The organism is Paraburkholderia sp. GV068, assembly GCF_003058125.1.
Classification (GTDB): domain Bacteria; phylum Pseudomonadota; class Gammaproteobacteria; order Burkholderiales; family Burkholderiaceae; genus Paraburkholderia; species Paraburkholderia graminis.
The window spans coordinates 1-19,231 of sequence record NZ_QBUB01000019.1 but is presented as its reverse complement, the minus strand read 5'-3'; the positions used below and the strand labels follow the sequence as shown (position 1 = coordinate 19,231).

Annotated in this window: 25 protein-coding genes; all 25 read left to right on the top strand. The window is 64.0% G+C overall.

Translation table 11 applies throughout. The features are described 5' to 3' along the window. Positions 1–29 precede the first annotated feature (29 nt). The 25 genes from C8K18_RS28530 to tatC all read left to right on the top strand — a co-directional run bounded on the left by C8K18_RS28530 (position 30) and on the right by tatC (position 19,061). Complete coding sequence (locus C8K18_RS28530) at positions 30–851, top strand: ABC transporter ATP-binding protein (RefSeq protein WP_006052272.1); 822 nt, start codon at positions 30–32, stop codon at positions 849–851. 8 nt (positions 852–859) lie between these two features. Then, on the top strand, positions 860–1,627 hold the full coding sequence (gene mlaE, locus C8K18_RS28525) for a lipid asymmetry maintenance ABC transporter permease subunit MlaE (RefSeq protein WP_107710650.1): 768 nt from the start codon (positions 860–862) through the stop codon (positions 1,625–1,627). Positions 1,628–1,715: 88 nt separating this feature from the next. Continuing rightward, positions 1,716–2,270 (top strand): outer membrane lipid asymmetry maintenance protein MlaD, encoded by a 555-nt coding sequence (gene mlaD / locus C8K18_RS28520; protein WP_006052274.1) that lies wholly within the window; start codon positions 1,716–1,718, stop codon positions 2,268–2,270. Between the two features lie 11 nt (positions 2,271–2,281). Then, positions 2,282–3,352, top strand: coding sequence for a VacJ family lipoprotein (locus C8K18_RS28515; protein ID WP_107710625.1), 1,071 nt, complete (start codon positions 2,282–2,284; stop codon positions 3,350–3,352). 120 nt (positions 3,353–3,472) lie between these two features. Further along, positions 3,473–4,105: a phospholipid-binding protein MlaC gene (locus tag C8K18_RS28510; RefSeq protein ID WP_006052276.1), complete on the top strand. Its 633-nt coding sequence runs from the start codon at positions 3,473–3,475 to the stop codon at positions 4,103–4,105. Further along, on the top strand, positions 4,102–4,413 hold the full coding sequence (locus C8K18_RS28505) for a lipid asymmetry maintenance protein MlaB (protein WP_053858806.1): 312 nt from the start codon (positions 4,102–4,104) through the stop codon (positions 4,411–4,413). Before C8K18_RS28510 ends, C8K18_RS28505 begins: the two co-directional genes overlap by 4 nt. A 270-nt stretch (positions 4,414–4,683) precedes the next feature. After that, positions 4,684–5,616 carry an ABC transporter ATP-binding protein gene (locus C8K18_RS28500; protein WP_107710624.1) on the top strand — a complete coding sequence of 311 codons (933 nt, stop codon included), beginning with the start codon at positions 4,684–4,686 and terminating at the stop codon, positions 5,614–5,616. Beyond that, a complete protein-coding gene (locus C8K18_RS28495) occupies positions 5,613–6,377 on the top strand; it encodes an ABC transporter permease (protein ID WP_006052279.1) in 765 nt (254 codons plus the stop codon). Before C8K18_RS28500 ends, C8K18_RS28495 begins: the two co-directional genes overlap by 4 nt. Before the next feature lie 15 nt (positions 6,378–6,392). After that, a complete protein-coding gene (locus C8K18_RS28490) occupies positions 6,393–6,632 on the top strand; it encodes a BolA family protein (protein WP_006052280.1) in 240 nt (79 codons plus the stop codon). Between the two features lie 111 nt (positions 6,633–6,743). Continuing rightward, entirely contained in the window at positions 6,744–8,006 is a 1,263-nt protein-coding gene (gene murA / locus C8K18_RS28485; protein ID WP_107710649.1) for a UDP-N-acetylglucosamine 1-carboxyvinyltransferase, read from the top strand. Further along, positions 8,003–8,701 carry an ATP phosphoribosyltransferase gene (hisG, locus tag C8K18_RS28480; protein WP_053858805.1) on the top strand — a complete coding sequence of 233 codons (699 nt, stop codon included), beginning with the start codon at positions 8,003–8,005 and terminating at the stop codon, positions 8,699–8,701. Before murA ends, hisG begins: the two co-directional genes overlap by 4 nt. A 61-nt stretch (positions 8,702–8,762) precedes the next feature. Further along, positions 8,763–10,085: a histidinol dehydrogenase gene (gene hisD / locus C8K18_RS28475; RefSeq protein ID WP_006052283.1), complete on the top strand. Its 1,323-nt coding sequence runs from the start codon at positions 8,763–8,765 to the stop codon at positions 10,083–10,085. Between the two features lie 200 nt (positions 10,086–10,285). Then, positions 10,286–11,356, top strand: a complete 1,071-nt coding sequence (gene hisC / locus C8K18_RS28470; protein WP_107710623.1) for a histidinol-phosphate transaminase — start codon at positions 10,286–10,288, stop codon at positions 11,354–11,356. 85 nt (positions 11,357–11,441) lie between these two features. Continuing rightward, entirely contained in the window at positions 11,442–12,029 is a 588-nt protein-coding gene (hisB, locus tag C8K18_RS28465) for an imidazoleglycerol-phosphate dehydratase HisB (RefSeq protein WP_006052285.1), read from the top strand. 51 nt (positions 12,030–12,080) lie between these two features. Continuing rightward, positions 12,081–12,701 carry a YchE family NAAT transporter gene (locus C8K18_RS28460; RefSeq protein ID WP_006052286.1) on the top strand — a complete coding sequence of 207 codons (621 nt, stop codon included), beginning with the start codon at positions 12,081–12,083 and terminating at the stop codon, positions 12,699–12,701. Further along, on the top strand, positions 12,698–13,339 hold the full coding sequence (hisH, locus tag C8K18_RS28455; RefSeq protein ID WP_006052287.1) for an imidazole glycerol phosphate synthase subunit HisH: 642 nt from the start codon (positions 12,698–12,700) through the stop codon (positions 13,337–13,339). Before C8K18_RS28460 ends, hisH begins: the two co-directional genes overlap by 4 nt. 214 nt (positions 13,340–13,553) lie before the next feature. Then, on the top strand, positions 13,554–14,306 hold the full coding sequence (gene hisA / locus C8K18_RS28450; protein WP_006052288.1) for a 1-(5-phosphoribosyl)-5-[(5-phosphoribosylamino)methylideneamino]imidazole-4-carboxamide isomerase: 753 nt from the start codon (positions 13,554–13,556) through the stop codon (positions 14,304–14,306). A 305-nt stretch (positions 14,307–14,611) separates the two neighbouring features. Next, positions 14,612–15,385 carry an imidazole glycerol phosphate synthase subunit HisF gene (gene hisF / locus C8K18_RS28445; RefSeq protein WP_107710622.1) on the top strand — a complete coding sequence of 258 codons (774 nt, stop codon included), beginning with the start codon at positions 14,612–14,614 and terminating at the stop codon, positions 15,383–15,385. A gap of 1 nt (position 15,386) precedes the next feature. Then, entirely contained in the window at positions 15,387–15,797 is a 411-nt protein-coding gene (gene hisI, locus C8K18_RS28440) for a phosphoribosyl-AMP cyclohydrolase (protein WP_006052290.1), read from the top strand. Continuing rightward, positions 15,794–16,186 carry a phosphoribosyl-ATP diphosphatase gene (locus tag C8K18_RS28435; protein WP_006052291.1) on the top strand — a complete coding sequence of 131 codons (393 nt, stop codon included), beginning with the start codon at positions 15,794–15,796 and terminating at the stop codon, positions 16,184–16,186. Before hisI ends, C8K18_RS28435 begins: the two co-directional genes overlap by 4 nt. Positions 16,187–16,307: 121 nt before the next feature. Continuing rightward, complete coding sequence (locus C8K18_RS28430; RefSeq protein WP_006052292.1) at positions 16,308–16,703, top strand: hypothetical protein; 396 nt, start codon at positions 16,308–16,310, stop codon at positions 16,701–16,703. Between the two features lie 90 nt (positions 16,704–16,793). Next, on the top strand, positions 16,794–17,159 hold the full coding sequence (locus C8K18_RS28425; protein ID WP_006052293.1) for a histidine triad nucleotide-binding protein: 366 nt from the start codon (positions 16,794–16,796) through the stop codon (positions 17,157–17,159). A 275-nt stretch (positions 17,160–17,434) separates the two neighbouring features. Beyond that, positions 17,435–17,677: a Sec-independent protein translocase subunit TatA gene (gene tatA, locus C8K18_RS28420; protein ID WP_006052294.1), complete on the top strand. Its 243-nt coding sequence runs from the start codon at positions 17,435–17,437 to the stop codon at positions 17,675–17,677. A 39-nt stretch (positions 17,678–17,716) separates the two neighbouring features. Beyond that, the gene (gene tatB, locus C8K18_RS28415; RefSeq protein ID WP_107710621.1) at positions 17,717–18,247 is read left to right on the top strand and encodes a Sec-independent protein translocase protein TatB; all 531 of its coding nucleotides are present in this window, start codon (positions 17,717–17,719) and stop codon (positions 18,245–18,247) included. A gap of 34 nt (positions 18,248–18,281) precedes the next feature. Then, a complete protein-coding gene (gene tatC / locus C8K18_RS28410; RefSeq protein WP_107710620.1) occupies positions 18,282–19,061 on the top strand; it encodes a twin-arginine translocase subunit TatC in 780 nt (259 codons plus the stop codon). Positions 19,062–19,231 lie beyond the last annotated feature (170 nt).

The following is a 19,231-nucleotide window of genomic DNA, read 5'->3' as shown; positions in this document are numbered from 1 at the left end:
GGCCTTCCGTGCAAAAGGATTGTCACTCAGTGTCTTCCCCATCCGAGACCTTACTCGAGCTGCGCGACGTCGACTTCGGTTACGGCGACCGGCTCGTCCTGTCGAACCTGAACCTGCGCTTTCCGCGCGGCCAGGTCGTCGCGGTCATGGGCGGTTCGGGTTGCGGCAAAACAACGGTGCTGCGGCTGATCGGCGGTCTGGTTCGCGCGCAGCGCGGCGAGATCCTGTTCCACGGCGAGAACGTCGGTGCGCAAACGCGCGACGGCCTGTACGCGCTGCGCCGCAAGATGGGCATGCTGTTCCAGTTCGGCGCGCTGTTCACGGACATGTCGGTGTTCGAAAACGTGGCGTTCGCGCTGCGCGAGCACACCGATCTTCCCGAGGAACTGATCCGCGATCTCGTGCTGATGAAGCTCAATGCGGTCGGCCTGCGCGGCGCGCGCGACCTGCTGCCGTCGGAGATTTCCGGCGGCATGGCGCGGCGCGTGGCGCTCGCGCGCGCCATCGCCCTCGACCCCGAACTGATGATGTACGACGAGCCGTTCGCCGGCCTCGACCCGATCTCGCTCGGCATCACCGCGAACCTGATTCGCGCGCTCAACCAGGCGCTCGGCGCGACGTCGATTCTGGTCACGCACGACGTGCCGGAGTCGTTCGCGATCGCGGACTACGTGTATTTCCTCGCCAACGGCGGCGTTCATGCCGAGGGCACGCCGGCGCAACTGCGCGCGTCGACTGATCCGACGGTGCGGCAGTTCATCGACGGCGCGCCGGACGGTCCGTTCAAATTCCACTATCCGAGCAGAACGCCGCTCGCGGCGGACTTCGGCGTCGGCGGAGGGCGGTCATGATCGGCACATTGATCTCCTCGGTCGGCCGCGTGGTGCTCGACGGGCTCGGCACGGCCGGCTACGCGACGCGTTTTTTTCTCCGGCTGCTGGTCGAATTTTTCCCGCTGCTGCGCCGTCCGCGGCTTGTCACGAAGCAGATCCACTTCGTAGGTAATTATTCGCTGGTGATCATTGCGGTGTCGGGGCTGTTCGTCGGCTTCGTGCTCGGCTTGCAGGGCTATTACACGCTCAATCGCTATGGTTCCGAGCAGGCGCTCGGGCTGCTGGTCGCGCTCTCGCTCGTGCGCGAACTCGGGCCGGTCGTCACGGCGCTGCTGTTCGCCGGCCGCGCGGGCACCTCGCTCACCGCCGAAATCGGCTTGATGAAAGCGGGCGAGCAGCTCACCGCGATGGAAATGATGGCGGTCGACCCGGTCAAGGTCGTGGTCGCGCCGCGTCTGTGGGCCGGCATTATCGCGATGCCGATTCTCGCAGCGATTTTCAGCGCGGTCGGTGTCGCGGGCGGCTATGTGGTCGGCGTGCTGCTGATCGGCGTCGATGCCGGCGCGTTCTGGTCGCAGATGCAAGGCGGCGTGGACGTCTGGCGCGATGTCGGCGCGGGCGTCGTCAAAAGCGTGGTGTTCGGCCTTGCGGTGACGTTCGTGGCGCTCTTCCAGGGCTACGAAGCGCGGCCGACGCCCGAGGGCGTGTCGCGCGCCACGACGAAGACGGTCGTGTATGCGTCGCTCGCGGTGCTCGGCCTCGATTTTCTGCTGACCGCGCTGATGTTCAGTTAAGACTGCGTTGCCTGTTTTGCCGCTGCGGCGCGTCACTGAGCGCGCGCGGCGGCGCGACGGCGGCGCGGCGATTCACTTTGGGATGACGATGAAAAAGACTGCTCTCGACTTCTGGGTCGGCCTGTTCGTGGTGTTGGGTTTCGTGGCGCTGCTGTTTCTCGCGCTGAAGGCCGGCAACATGAGCTCGCTGTCGTTCCAGGCGACCTATCCGGTCAAGCTGAAGTTCGACAATATCGGCGGATTGAAGGCGCGCGCGCCCGTCAAAAGCGCGGGCGTGACGGTGGGCCGGGTCGCGTCGATCGGCTTCGACAGCAACGCCTATCAGGCGCAGGTGACGATCGACATCGACAAGCAGTATCAGTTTCCGAAAGACACGTCGGCGAAAATCCTGACGTCGGGGCTGCTCGGCGAGCAATACATCGGCCTCGAACCGGGCGGCGATACCGAGATGCTCAAAGCCGGCGACACCATTTCGATGACGCAATCGGCAATCGTGCTTGAAAACCTGATCGGACAGTTCCTCTACAGCAAAGCGGCCGATTCGGGCGCATCGAAGCCGGGCGCCGCATCGGTGGCACCGGCGGCAGCACCCGCTCCGGCGCCCGCGGCGGCGGTGCCCGCTTCCGGCTCGGCCGGTCAATAAGGAGAACAACAATGCAGACCTTACAGGCCGGGGGCGCGCGCGTCTTCCGGATGGGTAGACTGGCGGTTGCGGCCGCGATCCTGGCCGGTTGCACGACGGTGCAGACGCCGACCAAGGGCGATCCGCTCGAGGGCCTGAACCGCACCATCTTCACGGTCAACGACAAGCTCGACCAGTACGCGCTGAAGCCGGTCGCGAAGGGCTATGTGTTCATCACGCCGCAGCCGGTGCGCGACAGCGTGACGAACTTCTTCTCGAACATCGGCGACGTCTACATTGCGGCGAACAACCTGCTGCAACTGAAGATCACCGACGGCGTGCAGGACATCATGCGGATCGTGATCAATACGATCTTCGGTGTCGGCGGATTGTTCGACGTGGCCACGCTCGCGAAGCTGCCCAAGCACGACAACGACCTCGGCCTGACGCTCGGCCATTACGGCGTGCCTGCGGGGCCGTATCTGGTGCTGCCGCTGTTCGGTCCGAGCACCGCGCGCGACGCGGTCGGCTCGATCGGCAATTACTATATCAACCCGCTCAGCTACGTCGATCCGGCGGGCTTGAGCTGGGCGCTGTACGGTCTGAACATCGTCAATACGCGCGCGAATCTGCTGAATGCGAGCGACGTGCTGGAAGGCGCCGCGCTCGACAAGTATTCGTTCGTGCGCAACGCGTATCTGCAACGCCGCGAGTATCTGCTGTCGGACGGCAAGCAGTCGCAGGCGCTGCCGAACTATGGCGATGAAGCGCCGCTGCCGAAGTACGAAGACGTCGACGGCACGCCCGCCGGCGCGCCGGCCGGTGCAGTGACCGGAACCGCGGGCGCGGCGGGAACGAGCGGTGCTGCCGCGAAGGCGTCGGCTGCGTCGGCTGCATCCGGTGCATCCGGTGTGAGCGCCGCGACGCCGCCGCAAGCCGCGTCAGCCGCTGCAACGGCGAACGGCGCCTCGGCGCCCGAAGCGGCTTCGGGCGCGGAAACGCCGCCGCTCGACCTCAACGGCGGTCCGGAAACCACGCAGATTCCGGCGGGTCAACTGGTGCCGCCCACGCGCTTCAACTTACCGTCGTTCAAGTTGCGTTGAGCGTGCCGGCGCGGCCGTAACAGATCGATACGACTCTCGCAGTTTGCGCATGGATTGCCGCTGAACTCGCGTGTTAATGTCGCCTCAAACGGTTGCACTATTTTTTAAGCAAGGCTCGATATGAAAAAATTCTTTCTGATTCCGTTGTTTGCTGCGTTGTTCTCTTTCGTGAGTGTTGGAGCATCGGCGCAAGCCGTCGACAGCAGCGCGCCCGACGTGCTCGTCAAGACCGTCACCCAGCAGGTGATCGACGCGGTGCGCGCCGACAAGTCGATCCAGCAGGGCGACATTTCGCACATCACGCGTCTCGTCAACGAAAAGATCCTGCCGTACACGGACTTCCGCCGCACCACGCAACTGGCGATGGGCCGCAACTGGCGCACGGCGACGCCCGAGCAGCAGAGCCAGGTCGTCGAACAGTTCAAGATGCTGCTGATCCGCACGTATTCGGGCGCGCTCGCGCAGGTGCGCGACCAGCAGATCCAGTACAAGCCGTTCCGCATGAATCCCGACGACACGGACACGGTGGTCCGTTCGGTCGTGATGAACAACGGTTCGCCGATCGAGCTCGACTACCGTCTGTACAAGACGCCGCAAGGCTGGCGCGTGTATGACATCAACGTGCTCGGCGCGTGGCTGATCCAGGCTTATCAGCAGCAGTTCAGCGAGCAGATCCAGCAGAAGGGCGTCGACGGACTGATCCAGTTCCTCACGCAGCGCAATCAGCAACTCGCCGCGGGCAAGCAGTCGTGAGCGAAGTGCTGAGCCCCGTCGCTCAACGGTTCGCGAGCGGCGCGACGCTGACCCACGCGAGCGCAAAGGCCGCGCTCGCGGCGGGTCTCGAGCGAATCGCAGCGGGCGCGGGCGGCGTCGATTGCGCGCCGCTCACGCACTTCGATTCATCGGCGCTGGCCGTGCTTCTCGCATGGCGGCGCGCCGCTCAGGCGCGCGGCGGCGCATTCGAAGTTCTCAATCTGCCGGCCGGGCTCGCGAGTCTCGCGCAAGCCTACGGCGTCGATACGCTGATCGCCGGTTCCATCGAAGGCGGTCGTCCCGCGTGAGCGGTCCGGCGCGCTTCAGCGCCGGCTTCACGCGATTCTGCTCACGTCGTTCGCCAGCTTGCCGTCAGCGCCACACGCGCGCGCACCTGACGCGTTCATCACGCTTCCCGCTATCCCCCGACTGAGATAGGGCCGCCAGGTTTTGCCCTATAATCAAACGTTTTTTGGGCCACGGTTAGGGCAATCCCACCGGCCCCAATTCCGTTTTTTCCAGCACTTTGCGCCCGCCCAGGGCTCCTTTAAGCGCCGCGACGCACGCGGCGCACTGTCATGTCAGCCATAGAAATTCGTAACGTCAAAAAGCGCTACAAGGACTTGCAGGCGCTCAAGGGCGTCAGCCTCACGGTGGAAGAAGGCGAGTTCTTCGGGCTGCTCGGTCCGAACGGCGCGGGCAAGACAACGCTCATCAGCATTCTCGCGGGACTCGCGCGCGCGGACGAAGGCAGCATCGCGGTGCGCGGCCACGACGTCGTGGGCGACTTCCGCGCGGCGCGCCGCGCGTTGGGCGTGGTGCCGCAGGAACTCGTGTTCGATCCGTTCTTCACGGTGCGCGAAACCTTGCGCATCCAGTCCGGCTACTACGGTCTGCGCAACAACGACGCGTGGATCGACGAAATCATGGCCAACCTCGACCTGAGCGAGAAAGCCGACGCCAACATGCGCGCGCTGTCGGGCGGCATGAAGCGCCGCGTGCTGGTCGCGCAGGCGCTGGTGCATCGGCCACCGGTGATCGTGCTCGACGAGCCGACCGCGGGCGTCGACGTCGAGTTGCGCCAGACGCTATGGAAATTCATCTCGCGCCTGAACCGCGAAGGCCACACCATCGTGCTGACCACGCACTATCTCGAGGAAGCCGAATCGCTGTGCGACCGCATCGCGATGCTGCGTCGCGGCGAAGTGGTGGCGCTGGACCGTACCAGCACGCTGCTGCAGCGCTTCGCCGGCATGCAACTGTTCGTGCGTTTCGCGCAAGGCGTGCTGCCCGCCGAACTGCGCCCGCTCGAAGCCGAGGGCGGCGCGGGCAACGGCAATGGCCGCCAGCATCTGCTGCGCCTCGCGAGCTATGACGACGTCGAGAAGATTCTCGCGCAATGCCGCGCGGCGGGCTGCACATTCGAAGAAATCGAGGTCCGCAAAGCCGACCTCGAAGATGTTTTCGTTCAGGTGATGAACGGTCCGGAAGTGATCGAGGGGCTCGCATGAGCGGCTATAGCGGTTTCGGCACGCTGTTCTATAAAGAAATCCTGCGCTTCTGGAAAGTGTCGTTCCAGACCGTGCTTGCGCCCATCATCACGGCGCTGCTGTATCTGACCATTTTCGGCCACGCGCTGCGCAATCATGTGCAGGTTTATCCGGGCGTCGAATACACGAGTTTTCTGGTGCCGGGCCTCGTGATGATGAGCGTGTTGCAGAATGCGTTTGCGAACAGTTCGTCGTCGCTGATCCAGTCGAAAATCACCGGTAATCTGGTGTTCGTGCTGCTGCCGCCGCTGTCGCACTACGAGATGTTCGCCGCGTATGTTCTCGCGGCCGTCGCGCGCGGTCTCGCGGTCGGTTTCGGAGTGTTCATCGTGACGATCTGGTTTGTGCCCGTCAGCTTCACCGCGCCGCTCTACATCATTCTGTTTGCGATTTTCGGCGCCGCGATTCTCGGCACGCTCGGTTTGATCGCGGGCATCTGGGCCGAGAAGTTCGACCAGCTCGCCGCATTCCAGAATTTTCTGATCATGCCGCTCACGTTTCTCTCAGGCGTGTTCTACTCGACGCATACGCTGCCGCCGGTGTGGCGGGAAATATCGCGGCTCAATCCTTTTTTCTACATGATCGACGGCTTTCGCTATGGCTTCTTCGGGATGTCGGATATCAATCCGCTCGTGAGCCTTGCGATCGTCGCCGGTTTCTTCGTGGTGCTGGCCGTGGTGGCGATGCGCATGCTCGCGTCCGGCTACAAGCTGCGCCACTGACGAGGAGCTTCTCACATGTTGCCGACTCCCGAACAGGTCAAGCAATACATCGCCGCTGGGCTCGCTTGCCAGCATCTCGAAGTCGAAGGCGACGGTCAGCATTTCTTTGCGACCATCGTTTCTCCGAGCTTCGAGGGCAAGCGTCTGATCCAGCGTCATCAACTCGTGTATGCGGCGCTCGGCGACCGCATGCGCGAAGAAATCCACGCGCTCAGCATGAAAACGCTGACGCCCGCCGAATGGCAGAACGCGTAATCTGGAAATTTAGTGCGAATTACTCAGGAAGGACGCGACGCCGGCAGCGGCGCGTCGAACACAATCAAGGCAGTTCCGGCTGAAGTCCGGATCGATCAGGAACACACAGGCATGGACAAACTCGTCATTGAAGGTGGCTACCCGCTGTCGGGTGAGGTCGTTGTCTCGGGTGCGAAGAACGCGGCGTTGCCGATTCTGTGCGCGAGTTTGCTGAGCGCGGAGCCGGTGCAGCTCGACAACGTGCCCGATTTGCAGGACGTGCGCACCATGCTCAAGCTGCTCGGGCAAATGGGCGTGCGCATCGAAAGTGCTGAAGGGCGCGTGTCGCTCGACGCGTCGAAGGTCGACAACCTCGTCGCGCCGTACGAAATGGTCAAGACGATGCGCGCGTCGATCCTCGTGCTCGGGCCGCTCGTCGCACGCTTTGGGCACGCGCGCGTGTCGCTGCCGGGTGGTTGCGCGATCGGCGCGCGTCCGGTCGATCAGCACATCAAAGGCCTGCAGGCGATGGGCGCCGAGATCACGATCGATCACGGCTTCATCGAAGCGCGTGCGGAGCGGCTGAAGGGCGCGCGCATCATCACCGACATGATCACCGTGACCGGCACCGAGAACCTGCTGATGGCAGCCGTGCTCGCCGAAGGTGAAACGGTCATCGAGAACGCGGCGCGCGAACCGGAAGTGGGCGACCTCGCGCACCTGCTCGTGCAGATGGGCGCGAAGATCGAAGGCATCGGCACCGACCGTCTCGTGATCCAGGGCGTGGACAAGCTGCACGGCGCAAAGCACACGGTGATTCCGGACCGCATCGAAGCCGGCACGTTCCTGTGCGCGGTGGCGGCGGCCGGCGGCGACGTCACGCTGAAGAACGTGCGTCCGCAGACTCTGGACGCGGTGACCGCCAAGCTGCGCGAAGCGGGCGTGACGATCGACGAAGGCGACGACTGGATGCGCGTGCGCATGGACAAGCGTCCGAGCGCGGTGTCGTTCCGCACGTCCGAATACCCGGCGTTCCCGACCGACATGCAGGCGCAGTTCATGGCGCTGAACACGGTGGCGGACGGCAAGGCGCAGGTCGTCGAGACCATCTTCGAGAACCGCTTCATGCACGTGCAGGAGCTGAACCGCCTCGGCGCCAACATCACGACCGACGGCAAGACCGCGCTCGTGACGGGCGTCGATAAACTCTCGGGCGCGAAGGTCATGGCGACGGATCTGCGCGCGTCGGCGAGCCTCGTGATTGCCGCGTTGCGCGCGGAAGGCGAGACGCTGATCGACCGTATCTATCATCTGGATCGCGGCTACGACCGGATGGAAACCAAGCTCAACGCGATCGGCGCGAAGGTGCGGCGCATTGCCGGGAGCCAGGCATGAGTTCGATGCCGCAAACGTCGAGTTCGCCGGCGGTCAGCGCGCCGTTGACGCTGGCTTTGTCGAAGGGGCGTATCTTTGAAGAAACGCTGCCGCTGCTCGCCGCGGCCGGCATCGAAGTGGCCGAAGATCCGGAAAGCTCGCGCAAGCTGATCCTGCCGACCACCGACGCGAACCTGCGCGTGATCATCGTTCGCGCGACCGACGTGCCGACCTACGTCGAATACGGCGCGGCGGACTTCGGCGTCGCGGGCAAAGACGTGCTGCTCGAACACGGCGGCAGCGGGCTGTATCAGCCGGTGGACCTGGACATCGCGCGTTGCCGCATGTCGGTCGCGGTTGCCGCGGGTTTCGATTATGCGAACGCGGTGCGCCAGGGCGCCCGCTTGCGCGTCGCGACCAAGTACGTCGAGACCGCACGCGAGCATTTCGCCGCCAAGGGCGTGCACGTCGACCTGATCAAGCTGTATGGTTCGATGGAGCTCGCGCCGCTCGTCGGGCTCGCGGATGCGATCGTCGATCTGGTGAGTTCGGGCAATACGTTGCGCGCCAACCATCTGGTGGAGGTGGAGGAAGTCATGCAGATTTCATCGCGCCTCGTGGTGAACCAGGCGGCGCTGAAGCTCAAGCGCGCCGCGTTGCGGCCGATTCTCGACGCGTTCGAACGCGCGACCAAAGCCGGCGTTGCGGCGGCCTGACATCCGCATCGAATCAGTCTGACCTCGCTTTAAAGCGCGCCTTACCGAAACGGATACCCGTATGTCTATCAAGATTCGCAAACTCGATTCCACGGCCCGCGACTTCCAGAAGTCGCTGCACGCGGTGCTCGCGTTCGAGGCGAGCGAAGACGAAGCAATCGAGCGCTCGGTCGCGCAGATCCTGAACGACGTGAAGGCGCGCGGCGACGCGGCGGTGCTCGAATACACGAACCGCTTCGACCGGCTCGACGCGAAGAGCGTCGCGGCGCTGGAGCTGCCTATCTCCGAGCTGGAAGCAGCGCTCGAAAGTCTCGAGCCGAAGCGCCGCGCGGCGCTCGAAGCGGCGGCGGCGCGCGTGCGCGGCTATCACGAGAAGCAGAAGATCGAGTGCGGCAGCCATAGCTGGCAGTACACGGAAGCCGACGGCACCGTGCTCGGCCAGAAGGTCACGCCGCTCGATCGCGCGGGCATCTACGTGCCGGGCGGCAAGGCGGCGTATCCGTCGTCGGTGCTGATGAATGCGATTCCGGCGCGCGTGGCCGGCGTGCGCGAGATCGTCATGGTGGTGCCCACGCCGGACGGCGTGAAGAATCCGCTCGTGCTGGCGGCGGCGTTGCTCGGCGGCGTGGATCGCGTGTTCACGATCGGCGGCGCGCAGGCTGTCGGCGCGCTCGCGTACGGCACCGAAACCGTACCGGCCGTCGACAAGATTTGCGGCCCCGGCAACGCGTATGTCGCGTCGGCCAAGCGGCGTGTGTTCGGCACGGTCGGCATCGACATGATCGCCGGGCCGTCGGAAATTCTCGTGCTGTGCGATGGGACGACCGACCCGCGCTGGGTCGCGATGGACCTGTTCTCGCAAGCCGAGCACGACGAACTCGCGCAGTCCATTCTGCTGTGTCCGGACGACGCGTTCATTGGCCGCGTGAAGGACGCCATCGACGAACTGCTGCCCACCATGCCGCGCCGCGACGTGATTCAGGCGTCGCTGGAAGGGCGCGGCGCGCTCGTCAAGGTGCGCGACATGGCCGAAGCCTGCGCGATTGCCAACGACATCGCGCCGGAACACCTTGAGATATCGGCGCTGGAGCCGCATCAATGGGGGCAACTGATCCGCCATGCGGGCGCGATCTTCCTCGGCCGCTATACGAGCGAGAGCCTCGGCGACTACTGCGCGGGGCCGAACCACGTTCTGCCTACGTCGCGTACCGCACGGTTCTCGTCGCCGCTCGGCGTCTATGATTTCTTCAAGCGTTCGAGCGTGATCGAAGTGAGCGCGGAAGGCGCGCAGACGCTCGGCGAAATTGCCGCCGAACTGGCGTACGGCGAAGGCTTGCAGGCCCACGCTCGCAGCGCCGAGTACCGGATGCGGCAAGGCGGTTGAGCGGATCGGGGCTCAGGCGCTCCACTGCTGCGCGCCTTGCCCCGCATAAGCCGTTCGACGAATCGCCGCCTCATAACAAGAACGAACAACAAACGCACAACACAGACCAACCCGGCGCGGCGAGCCTGCCGCGCAACGAGGCGTGTCCGCAGCGTTCCATGCGCCTTGCATGCGACGCGCGCGGCCCGGCCCACTGACTTATGACGACACCTCAAGACATCATCCGCCACGACGTGCTCGCGATGACGAGCTATCCGGTACCCGACGCCACCGGCTACATCAAGCTCGACGCAATGGAGAACCCGTTTTCGCTGCCGCCGACGCTGGCCGCGCACCTCGGCGAGCATCTGGCGGGCGTCGCGTTGAACCGCTATCCGGCGCCGCGTCCGGAAGCGCTCATCGAGAAGATCAAACGCACGATGGGCGTGCCGGCCGGTTGCGATGTGCTGCTCGGCAACGGCTCGGACGAGATCATCAGCATGCTCTCGATTGCCTGCGCGAAGCCGGGCGCCAGGGTGCTCGCGCCTGTGCCGGGCTTCGTCATGTATCAGATGTCGGCGAAGCTGGCGAACCTCGAATTCGTCGGCGTGCCGCTGAACAGCGACTTCACGCTCGATACCGAAGCGATGCTTGCAGCCATCGCCGAACACAAGCCCGCGGTCGTGTATCTCGCGTATCCGAACAATCCGACCGGCACGCTCTTTAACGACGCCGACATGGAGCGCATCATCGCCGCGGCGACGAAGAGCCTGGTCGTAATCGACGAGGCTTATCAGCCGTTTGCGCAGCGAAGCTGGCTGCCGCGCGCCGACGCGTTCGACAACGTGGTCGTGATGCGCACGGTGTCGAAGCTGGGTCTCGCCGGCATCCGCCTCGGCTATCTGGTTGGCAAGCCCGCGTGGCTTAACGAACTCGACAAGGTGCGCCCGCCGTACAACACCAACGTGCTGACCCAGGCGGCCGCGGATTTCCTGCTCGATCACGTCGACGTGCTCGACTCGCAAGCGGCGAAATTGCGCGACGAGCGTACGAAACTCGCAGACGCCGTCGCTCAATTGCCCGGTGCCGAAGTGTTTCCGAGCGCCGGCAATTTTCTGCTGGTGCGCGTGCCCGACGCGTCGATTCTGTTCGAAACCCTGCTCACGTCGCGGGTTCTGGTCAAAAACGTGAGTAAAATGCACCCATTGCTGGCGAATTGCGTGCGTTTGACCGTTGGTTCTCCCGACGAAAACGCCCAGTTGCTTGCCGCGCTGAAGCTCGTATTGCACTGAGCGTGCAATAAGCGTGCATTAAGCGGCGGCTCGCCGCTCCCCTCCCACACTACTAGCGCTTTCTAGCCAGATTCGAGGAATTACCATGCGCCTTGCGGAAGTCGTTCGCAACACCAGCGAAACGCAGATCCGTGTCAAGATCAACCTGGACGGCACCGGTCAGCAGAAGCTGGCCACCGGCGTGCCGTTCCTGGACCACATGCTCGACCAGATCGCGCGGCATGGCCTGTTCGATCTCGACATTGAAGCGCATGGCGACCTGCATATCGACGACCATCATACGGTCGAAGACACCGGCATCACGCTCGGCCAGGCCGTCGCGAAAGCAATCGGCGACCGCAAGGGCATTCGCCGCTACGGCCATTCGTATGTGCCGCTCGACGAAGCGCTGTCGCGCGTCGTGATCGACTTTTCGGGCCGTCCGGGCCTCGAGTTTCATGTGCCGTTCACGCGTGCGCGCATCGGCACGTTCGACGTCGATCTGTCGATCGAATTCTTCCGCGGCTTCGTGAACCATGCGGGCGTGACGTTGCATATCGACAATCTGCGCGGCCTGAACGCTCACCATCAAATGGAAACGGTGTTCAAGGCGTTCGGCCGCGCGCTGCGCATGGCCGTCGAACTGGACGAGCGCGCGGCGGGGCAGATTCCGTCGACCAAAGGCAGTCTTTAAGCGACTTATTTACCGGGACCGGAACCGCGCCGTGCGCGCGCCCGGTGTTCAATGGATATTCTGAAGTCGTTTATCTCGCTGCTCGCGCTGATCAATCCGGTCGGCGCGATTCCGTTCTTCATGAGCCTGACGGCGAATCAGAGCGACGTCGAACGGCGCAGGACCATTCGGATCGCGGCTATTTCGGTGTTCTGCGTGATCGCGGTGACGACGCTGCTCGGGCAGCAGATCATCAGCTTCTTCGGCATTTCGGTCGGTTCGCTCGAAGTGGGCGGCGGCATCATCATGCTGCTGATGGCGATCAACATGCTGAACGCGCAGATCGGCAACAGTCGTTCGACACCGGAAGAGCGCGACGAAGCCGAGCAGAAGGACAACATCGCGGTCGTGCCGCTGGCCATTCCGCTGTTGACCGGGCCCGGCGCGATCAGCACGACGATCATCTATGCGGCCAGTTCGCCGCATTGGTACGACCGCATCGGTCTGATCGCGATCGGCGCGGTGCTGGCGGCGATCTGCTTTTTTTCGCTGCGCCTCGCTGAACCGATTGCACGCTGGGTCGGTCGCACCGGTATCAACATCGGCACGCGGCTCATGGGTTTGATGTTATCGGCGCTGGCGGTGGAATTCATCGTCGATGGATTGAAGGCTTTGCTGCCTACTTTGAAATGAAAACTTCGATAGCGATTGTGGATTACGGAATGGGCAACCTGCGCTCGGTGGCGCAGGCGTTGCGCAAGGCCGCGCCGGAAGCGGACGTGGCGATCGTCGACCAGCCGGAAGCGATCCGCGCGGCCGACCGCGTCGTGCTGCCCGGCCAGGGCGCGATGCCCGACTGCATGCGCAGTCTCGCTGAGTCCGGCCTGCAGGAAGCGGTCGTGGAAGCGTCGCGCACGAAGCCGCTGATGGGCGTGTGCGTGGGCGAGCAGATGCTGTTCGACTGGAGCGCCGAGGGCGGCACGCCCGGCCTCGGACTGCTGCCGGGCAAGGTGCTGCGCTTCGACCTGGAAGGCCAGGTGCAGGACGACGGCTCGCGCTTCAAGGTTCCGCAGATGGGCTGGAACCGCGTGCGCCAGGCGCAGCCGCATCCGCTGTGGGACGGCGTGGCCGACAATGCGTTCTTCTACTTCGTGCATAGCTATTACGTGGTGCCGGACAATGCCGCGCACACGTCGGGCGAGACGGTGTACGGCGTGCCTTTTACGTCGGCGGTCGCGCGGGACAACATCTTCGCGACCCAGTTTCACCCGGAAAAGAGCGCCGAAGCCGGGCTGCGCGTGTATCGCAACTTCGTGCACTGGAACCCGTGAGCGCCTCGCTTCCTGCTGCCGCGGCGCGCTGTTTTGCCGCAAGCGGGGCATTCGCCGCGCGCTGCGGCGGCCGCATCCTGATTTCGCTTTGCGCCGCCGGTGCGCAAGAGCGTCGAAAGAGTTGTACTAAACTAGCGAGACGGCGTTTGGGCGGGCTGGCCGACCAGCCGCCGCCGCCGCCCTTCAACCCATTCCCACTCAACACCCGATTGCTATGCTGCTGATCCCCGCCATCGACCTGAAAGACGGTCAGTGTGTACGCCTCAAACAGGGCGATATGGACCAGGCGACGATATTCTCCGAGGAACCGGCGGCGATGGCCCGACATTGGGTCGAGCGCGGCGCGCGCCGTCTGCACCTCGTCGACCTGAACGGCGCGTTCGCCGGCAAGCCGAGGAACGAAGACGCGATTCGCGCGATCATCGAGGAAGTGGGCGGCGAGATTCCCGTGCAGCTCGGCGGCGGCATCCGCGACCTGAACACCATCGAGCGCTATCTCGACGACGGTCTCGAGTACGTGATCATCGGCACGGCCGCGGTGAAAAATCCGGGCTTCCTGCAGGACGCGTGTACCGCGTTCGGCGGCCATATCATCGTCGGGCTGGATGCGAAAGACGGCAAGGTCGCGACCGACGGCTGGAGCAAGCTGACGGGTCACGAAGTGGCCGATCTGGCGCGCAAGTTCGAGGACTACGGCTGCGAGTCGATCATCTACACGGACATCGGCCGCGACGGCATGCTCCAGGGCATCAACATCGAGGCGACGGTGCGCCTTGCGCGCGCCGTGAAGATTCCGGTGATCGCAAGCGGCGGGCTGTCGAATCTCGCCGACATCGAATCGCTGTGCGAAGTCGAGGGCGAAGGCATTGAAGGCGTGATCTGCGGCCGGGCGATCTACTCGGGCGATCTCGACTTCACGGCCGCGCAGACTTTGGCAGACCGGCTGCGCGAATCGGACGACGCCTGAGCGCTGCTCGGCTGCGCAGCGGGCGAGTGGGCGAGCGGTTGAACGGATGAGCGCGGCGGCGTGGTCAGCCTCGCGTCTGAGGACAACGCCCGCCGCACGCAAGCACGCGCTGCATGCCTGCTCACCTGCTCGCCTGCATGCGGCGCAATGCGAGCCGCAGTTGGCGGTGGCTTTCTGAACAAGCGCCCCAAGCGCCACGCGCCGAACCCGCCGCGAGCAACCCGGCCCGGCACCCCGGCCCATCACCGCTCGCCTGCGGTCCAGGCGAGCGGCCTCATCAGCGGTATTGGCAGAATTGCAAGATCATGGCTCTAGCTAAACGCATCATTCCCTGTCTCGACGTCACCGCCGGCCGCGTGGTCAAGGGCGTCAACTTCGTCGAACTGCGCGACGCGGGCGATCCCGTGGAAATCGCGCGCCGTTACGACGATCAGGGCGCGGACGAACTGACTTTCCTCGACATCACCGCGACTTCCGACCAGCGCGACCTGATCCTGCCGATCATCGAAGCAGTCGCCTCGCAAGTGTTCATTCCGCTGACAGTCGGTGGCGGCGTGCGCGCCGTCGAAGACGTGCGGCGCCTGCTCAACGCGGGCGCGGACAAGATCAGCATGAACTCGTCGGCGGTGGCGAATCCGCAGCTCGTCAAGGACGCCACGGACAAATACGGCTCGCAATGCATCGTGGTCGCGATCGACGCCAAGCGCGTTTCCGCGGACGGTGAGCCGCCGCGCTGGGAAGTCTTCACGCACGGCGGACGCAAGGCGACCGGCCTCGAAGCCGTCGAATGGGCGCGCAAGATGGCCGAGCTCGGCGCGGGCGAAATCCTCTTGACCAGCATGGATCGCGACGGCACGAAAAGCGGCTTCGACCTCGCGCTCACGCGTGCGGTCTCCGACGCGGTGCCGATTCCGGTGATCGCCTCGGGCGGCGTCGGCAATCTGCAGCATCTCGCCGACGGCATCAAGAGCGGCCACGCCGACGCGGTACTCGCCGCGAGCATCTTCCACTACGGCGAGCACACGGTGGGCGAGGCCAAGCGCTTCATGGCCGGGCAGGGCATTTCGGTGAGGTTGTGACGTGGTGAATCCAACGGCAGTCAATTGGCTCGACAAGGTCAAGTGGGACGCGAACGGCCTTGTGCCGGTGATCGCGCAGGAAGCGTCGACGAACGACGTGCTGATGTTCGCGTGGATGAACCGCGAGGCGTTGGCGAAAACCGTCGAACTCGGCCGCGCGGTGTACTTCTCGCGCTCGCGCCAGCGGCTGTGGTTCAAGGGCGAGGAGTCCGGCCACGTTCAGCATGTGCATGAAGTGCGGCTCGATTGCGACGAAGACGTCGTGCTGCTGAAGGTGGAGCAGGTGTCCGGCATTGCGTGCCACACCGGCCGCCACTCGTGTTTTTTCCAGAAATTCGAAGGCTCGACAGATGACGGCGACTGGATTGCCGTCGATCCCGTGCTGAAAGACCCCGAACACATCTACAAATGACGCAGACCACCCAAGCCGCATCCGCCAATCCATCCACGACCGATACGTTGATGCGCCTCGCGGCGATCATCGACAGCCGCAAGGGCGGCGACCCGGACGTGTCGTATGTGTCGCGCCTGTTCCATAAGGGCGACGACGCGGTGCTGAAGAAAATCGGCGAAGAAGCCACCGAAGTCGTGCTGGCCGCCAAGGACACGCGCCACGGCGGCGAGACGAAGGCGCTCGTCGGCGAGGTCGCGGATCTGTGGTTCCATTGCCTCGTCATGCTGTCGCACTACGATCTGAGCCCCGCGGACGTGCTCGCCGAGCTGGAGCGCCGCGAAGGCATGTCGGGCATTGAGGAAAAAGCGCTGCGCAAGAGCCGCGAGCGCGAGCAGAACGGCGATTGAGCGCGCGATTTTCCCGAGTGCGATTTCTGCTGTTTCTTCGCGCGGTTTGCCTTGAAGTGGCGAGCGCCGGCGCCCACATTGCAGTGAACGCATCGCAAACCCATCGTCCGGAGGACGCAGCATGGAACAGTCGCACCAGAGTTATCCGCCGCCGGCTTACCGCCACGCGATCGAGCCGGAGCGGGAACGCAGCCTGCGCACGCTGACGCATGTGCTGTACGCGCTGTATGCGGTTCACTGGCTGACGGGCGGCCTGACGATCCTGATCGCGATCATCATCAATTACGTGAAGCGCGGCGACGCGGCCGGCACGCCGTATGAACCGCATTTCGAGTGGCAGATCCGCACGTTCTGGATCGGCCTGCTGGGTTACGCGATAGGCGGGCTGCTGGTGTTCGTCTTCATCGGCTTTGCGGTGCTCTGGGCCGTCAGCATCTGGATGTTGTACCGTATTATCAAGGGCTGGCTGTATCTGTACGATAACAAGCCGCTTGCGAATCCGCGGGCGTGGTTCTGAATTGGTGTCATGTCATGCGGCGCCGGCGCAAATCCGCTCTGCCGCATCGAGCCACGCTTCGCGCTTTAGCCCTACCGCGTCAGGAATACGATGAGTCACGACCCGAATTGCCTCTTCTGCAAGATCGCCGCCGGCGAGATCCCGTCGACCAAAGTCCATGAAGACGAAGAGTTTCTTGCCTTCCGCGACATCCGTCCGGCGGCCGAAACCCATGTGCTGGTCATTCCGCGCAAGCACATCGCCACGCTCACGGACTGCACCGAAAGCGATGCGCCCATGCTTGGTAGAATGCTTGTTTTGACTGCGCGTTTGGCCGATCAGTTGGGCGTGGCGTACACCGGTGGAGAAACCGGCTTCCGCACCGTCATCAATACCGGCCCGGGCGGCGGGCAAGAGGTGTATCACCTGCACGCGCACATTCTGGCGGGGCCGCGTCCGTGGCAGCGCATGGGCTAATGGGCCTGGCGCAGCCTGGCTTGGCCGGGCCGCGGAGACGTTGCCGGGTGCACAGCCAATTTTGCCAGGCTGTTTTTGCCGCGCTGTAATTTTGGCGACGCGATTCTCTGGCCACAATACGGGCGAGGTCCGGCGTGCGAGGTCCTGGCGAAACAGCGGCACGCGCGGCAACGCTGCTGTAACGTATAGATGAAGCGCAAGCGCTTCGATTCACGCCGCAAGGCAGACGAGTTTTTGCCGCATTACGTGCGGCGTCGGGGTTAAGGAGAGTAGTCATGGGTTCGTTGAGTATTTGGCATTGGTTGATCGTGTTGCTGATCGTGGCGCTCGTGTTCGGCACGAAGAAGCTGCGCAACATCGGCGGCGATCTGGGTGGCGCTGTGAAGGGCTTCAAGGAAGGCATGCGCGAGAACGAAACGCCTTCGGCGGACGCGCAGCAGCAGCGCGAACTGCCGCGCAACGGCGCGGTGGATGTGGAAGCCAAGGAAAAGACCCCGCGTTCGGGCGATTACCGCTAAGCCGCGGGCCAACCGCGTTACTGACGGACATTTCCCTCCATGCTGGACCTCGGTCTAACCAAGATGGCGCTCATCGGCGTCGTCGCACTGGTCGTGCTCGGCCCTGAGCGGCTGCCGCGCGTTGCCCGCACGGCGGGCGCGCTGTTTGGCCGCGCGCAGCGCTACATCAACGACGTCAAGTCGGAAGTCACGCGGGAAATCGAACTCGACGAATTGCGTCGCATGAAAACCGAGTTCGAGACGGCGGCGAGCAACGTCGAAACGGCAGTTCAGGAAAACCTGCGCAAGCATGAGAGCGAACTGAACGACGCGTGGAACAGCGGGACGTCCGTGTCGCCGAGCATCGCCGGCGGGGCGCTCGAAGACGCCGCCGGCAATGCCGGCAGCACTTCGTGGCAGAACAGCACGCCAGCCGCGGCGGCCAAGCGCAAGAACTGGCGCGTCAAGCAAACGGCAATGCCCACCTGGTACAAGCGCGCGACCACGCGCCGCACGCGCGTGCAGTCCGGGGCGGCACGCGTTGCGCGGCATACGCCTGCCAGCATGCGTCGTCCGACGCGGTTTTTCTGATGATCAGAACGACAATCTCTAACCGAGGGCCGGTGTGAGCGACCCCCAGAAAAACCAGGACGAAGGCACTGAAGAGACCTTCATTTCCCACCTCGTTGAATTGCGCGACCGCATCATCCGCGCGGGCCTTGCCGTCATCGTGGTGTTTATCGGGCTCGTGTATTGGGCGCCGGACATCTTCCGGCTGCTGGCGCGCCCGCTGATGCAGAACCTGCCCAAAGACGGCAAGATGATCGTGACCGACGTCACCGGCTCGTTCTTCGTGCCGATGAAAGTGACCATGCTGGTCGCCTTCGTGATCGCGCTGCCTATCGTGCTGTATCAGATCTGGGCGTTCGTCGCGCCGGGTCTTTATCAGCACGAGAAGAAGCTGGTCGGGCCGCTCGTCGGCAGCAGCTATACGCTGTTTCTCTGCGGCATGGCGTTCGCGTATTTCGTTGTGTTTCCCACCATCTTTCGCGTGATGGCGCATTACAACGCGCCGCTCGGCGCGGAGATGACGACGGACATCGACAATTATCTGAGCTTCGTGCTCACCATGTTCATTGCGTTCGGCGTGACGTTTGAAGTGCCGATCGTCGTCGTGCTGCTCGTGCGCATGAACGTCGTGACGCTCAAGAAGCTAAAGGAAATCCGGCCGTATGTGATCGTCGGCGCGTTCGTGATTTCGGCCGTGGTCACGCCGCCGGACGTCTTCTCGCAACTGATTCTGGCCATTCCGCTGATCGTTTTGTACGAGGCGGGGATCATCGCGGCGCGGTTGATTGTCGGCAAGCAGCCGGCGGTGGTCGAGGACGCGAGTCCGCCGGGCTAATGCAATGCATGCCGCGTGGCGCGGCTGCAACGCGTAAGCAAACAAAGCAAAAGGGCAGTCCGTTGCGGACTGCCCTCAGACTGCTGACCAACCCCACGTTTTCCGGAGCGTGGGGTTTTGTTTTTCAGGCGTAGGAATTCGCGCGATGGCCCGTGACGCTGCGGACCAGC

Coding starts and splice junctions, on each gene's coding strand:
- hisC (WP_107710623.1), top strand. CDS start 10,286: ATGACGACACCTCAAGACATCATCCGCCACGACGTGCTCGCGATGACG.
- hisA (WP_006052288.1), top strand. CDS start 13,554: ATGCTGCTGATCCCCGCCATCGACCTGAAAGACGGTCAGTGTGTACGC.
- tatA (WP_006052294.1), top strand. CDS start 17,435: ATGGGTTCGTTGAGTATTTGGCATTGGTTGATCGTGTTGCTGATCGTG.
- mlaD (WP_006052274.1), top strand. CDS start 1,716: ATGAAAAAGACTGCTCTCGACTTCTGGGTCGGCCTGTTCGTGGTGTTG.
- tatB (WP_107710621.1), top strand. CDS start 17,717: ATGCTGGACCTCGGTCTAACCAAGATGGCGCTCATCGGCGTCGTCGCA.
- C8K18_RS28510 (WP_006052276.1), top strand. CDS start 3,473: ATGAAAAAATTCTTTCTGATTCCGTTGTTTGCTGCGTTGTTCTCTTTC.
- C8K18_RS28515 (WP_107710625.1), top strand. CDS start 2,282: ATGCAGACCTTACAGGCCGGGGGCGCGCGCGTCTTCCGGATGGGTAGA.
- hisF (WP_107710622.1), top strand. CDS start 14,612: ATGGCTCTAGCTAAACGCATCATTCCCTGTCTCGACGTCACCGCCGGC.
- hisH (WP_006052287.1), top strand. CDS start 12,698: ATGAAAACTTCGATAGCGATTGTGGATTACGGAATGGGCAACCTGCGC.
- C8K18_RS28425 (WP_006052293.1), top strand. CDS start 16,794: ATGAGTCACGACCCGAATTGCCTCTTCTGCAAGATCGCCGCCGGCGAG.
- murA (WP_107710649.1), top strand. CDS start 6,744: ATGGACAAACTCGTCATTGAAGGTGGCTACCCGCTGTCGGGTGAGGTC.
- C8K18_RS28430 (WP_006052292.1), top strand. CDS start 16,308: ATGGAACAGTCGCACCAGAGTTATCCGCCGCCGGCTTACCGCCACGCG.
- hisD (WP_006052283.1), top strand. CDS start 8,763: ATGTCTATCAAGATTCGCAAACTCGATTCCACGGCCCGCGACTTCCAG.
- hisB (WP_006052285.1), top strand. CDS start 11,442: ATGCGCCTTGCGGAAGTCGTTCGCAACACCAGCGAAACGCAGATCCGT.
- C8K18_RS28490 (WP_006052280.1), top strand. CDS start 6,393: ATGTTGCCGACTCCCGAACAGGTCAAGCAATACATCGCCGCTGGGCTC.
- C8K18_RS28435 (WP_006052291.1), top strand. CDS start 15,794: ATGACGCAGACCACCCAAGCCGCATCCGCCAATCCATCCACGACCGAT.
- C8K18_RS28495 (WP_006052279.1), top strand. CDS start 5,613: ATGAGCGGCTATAGCGGTTTCGGCACGCTGTTCTATAAAGAAATCCTG.
- C8K18_RS28500 (WP_107710624.1), top strand. CDS start 4,684: ATGTCAGCCATAGAAATTCGTAACGTCAAAAAGCGCTACAAGGACTTG.
- hisG (WP_053858805.1), top strand. CDS start 8,003: ATGAGTTCGATGCCGCAAACGTCGAGTTCGCCGGCGGTCAGCGCGCCG.
- C8K18_RS28460 (WP_006052286.1), top strand. CDS start 12,081: ATGGATATTCTGAAGTCGTTTATCTCGCTGCTCGCGCTGATCAATCCG.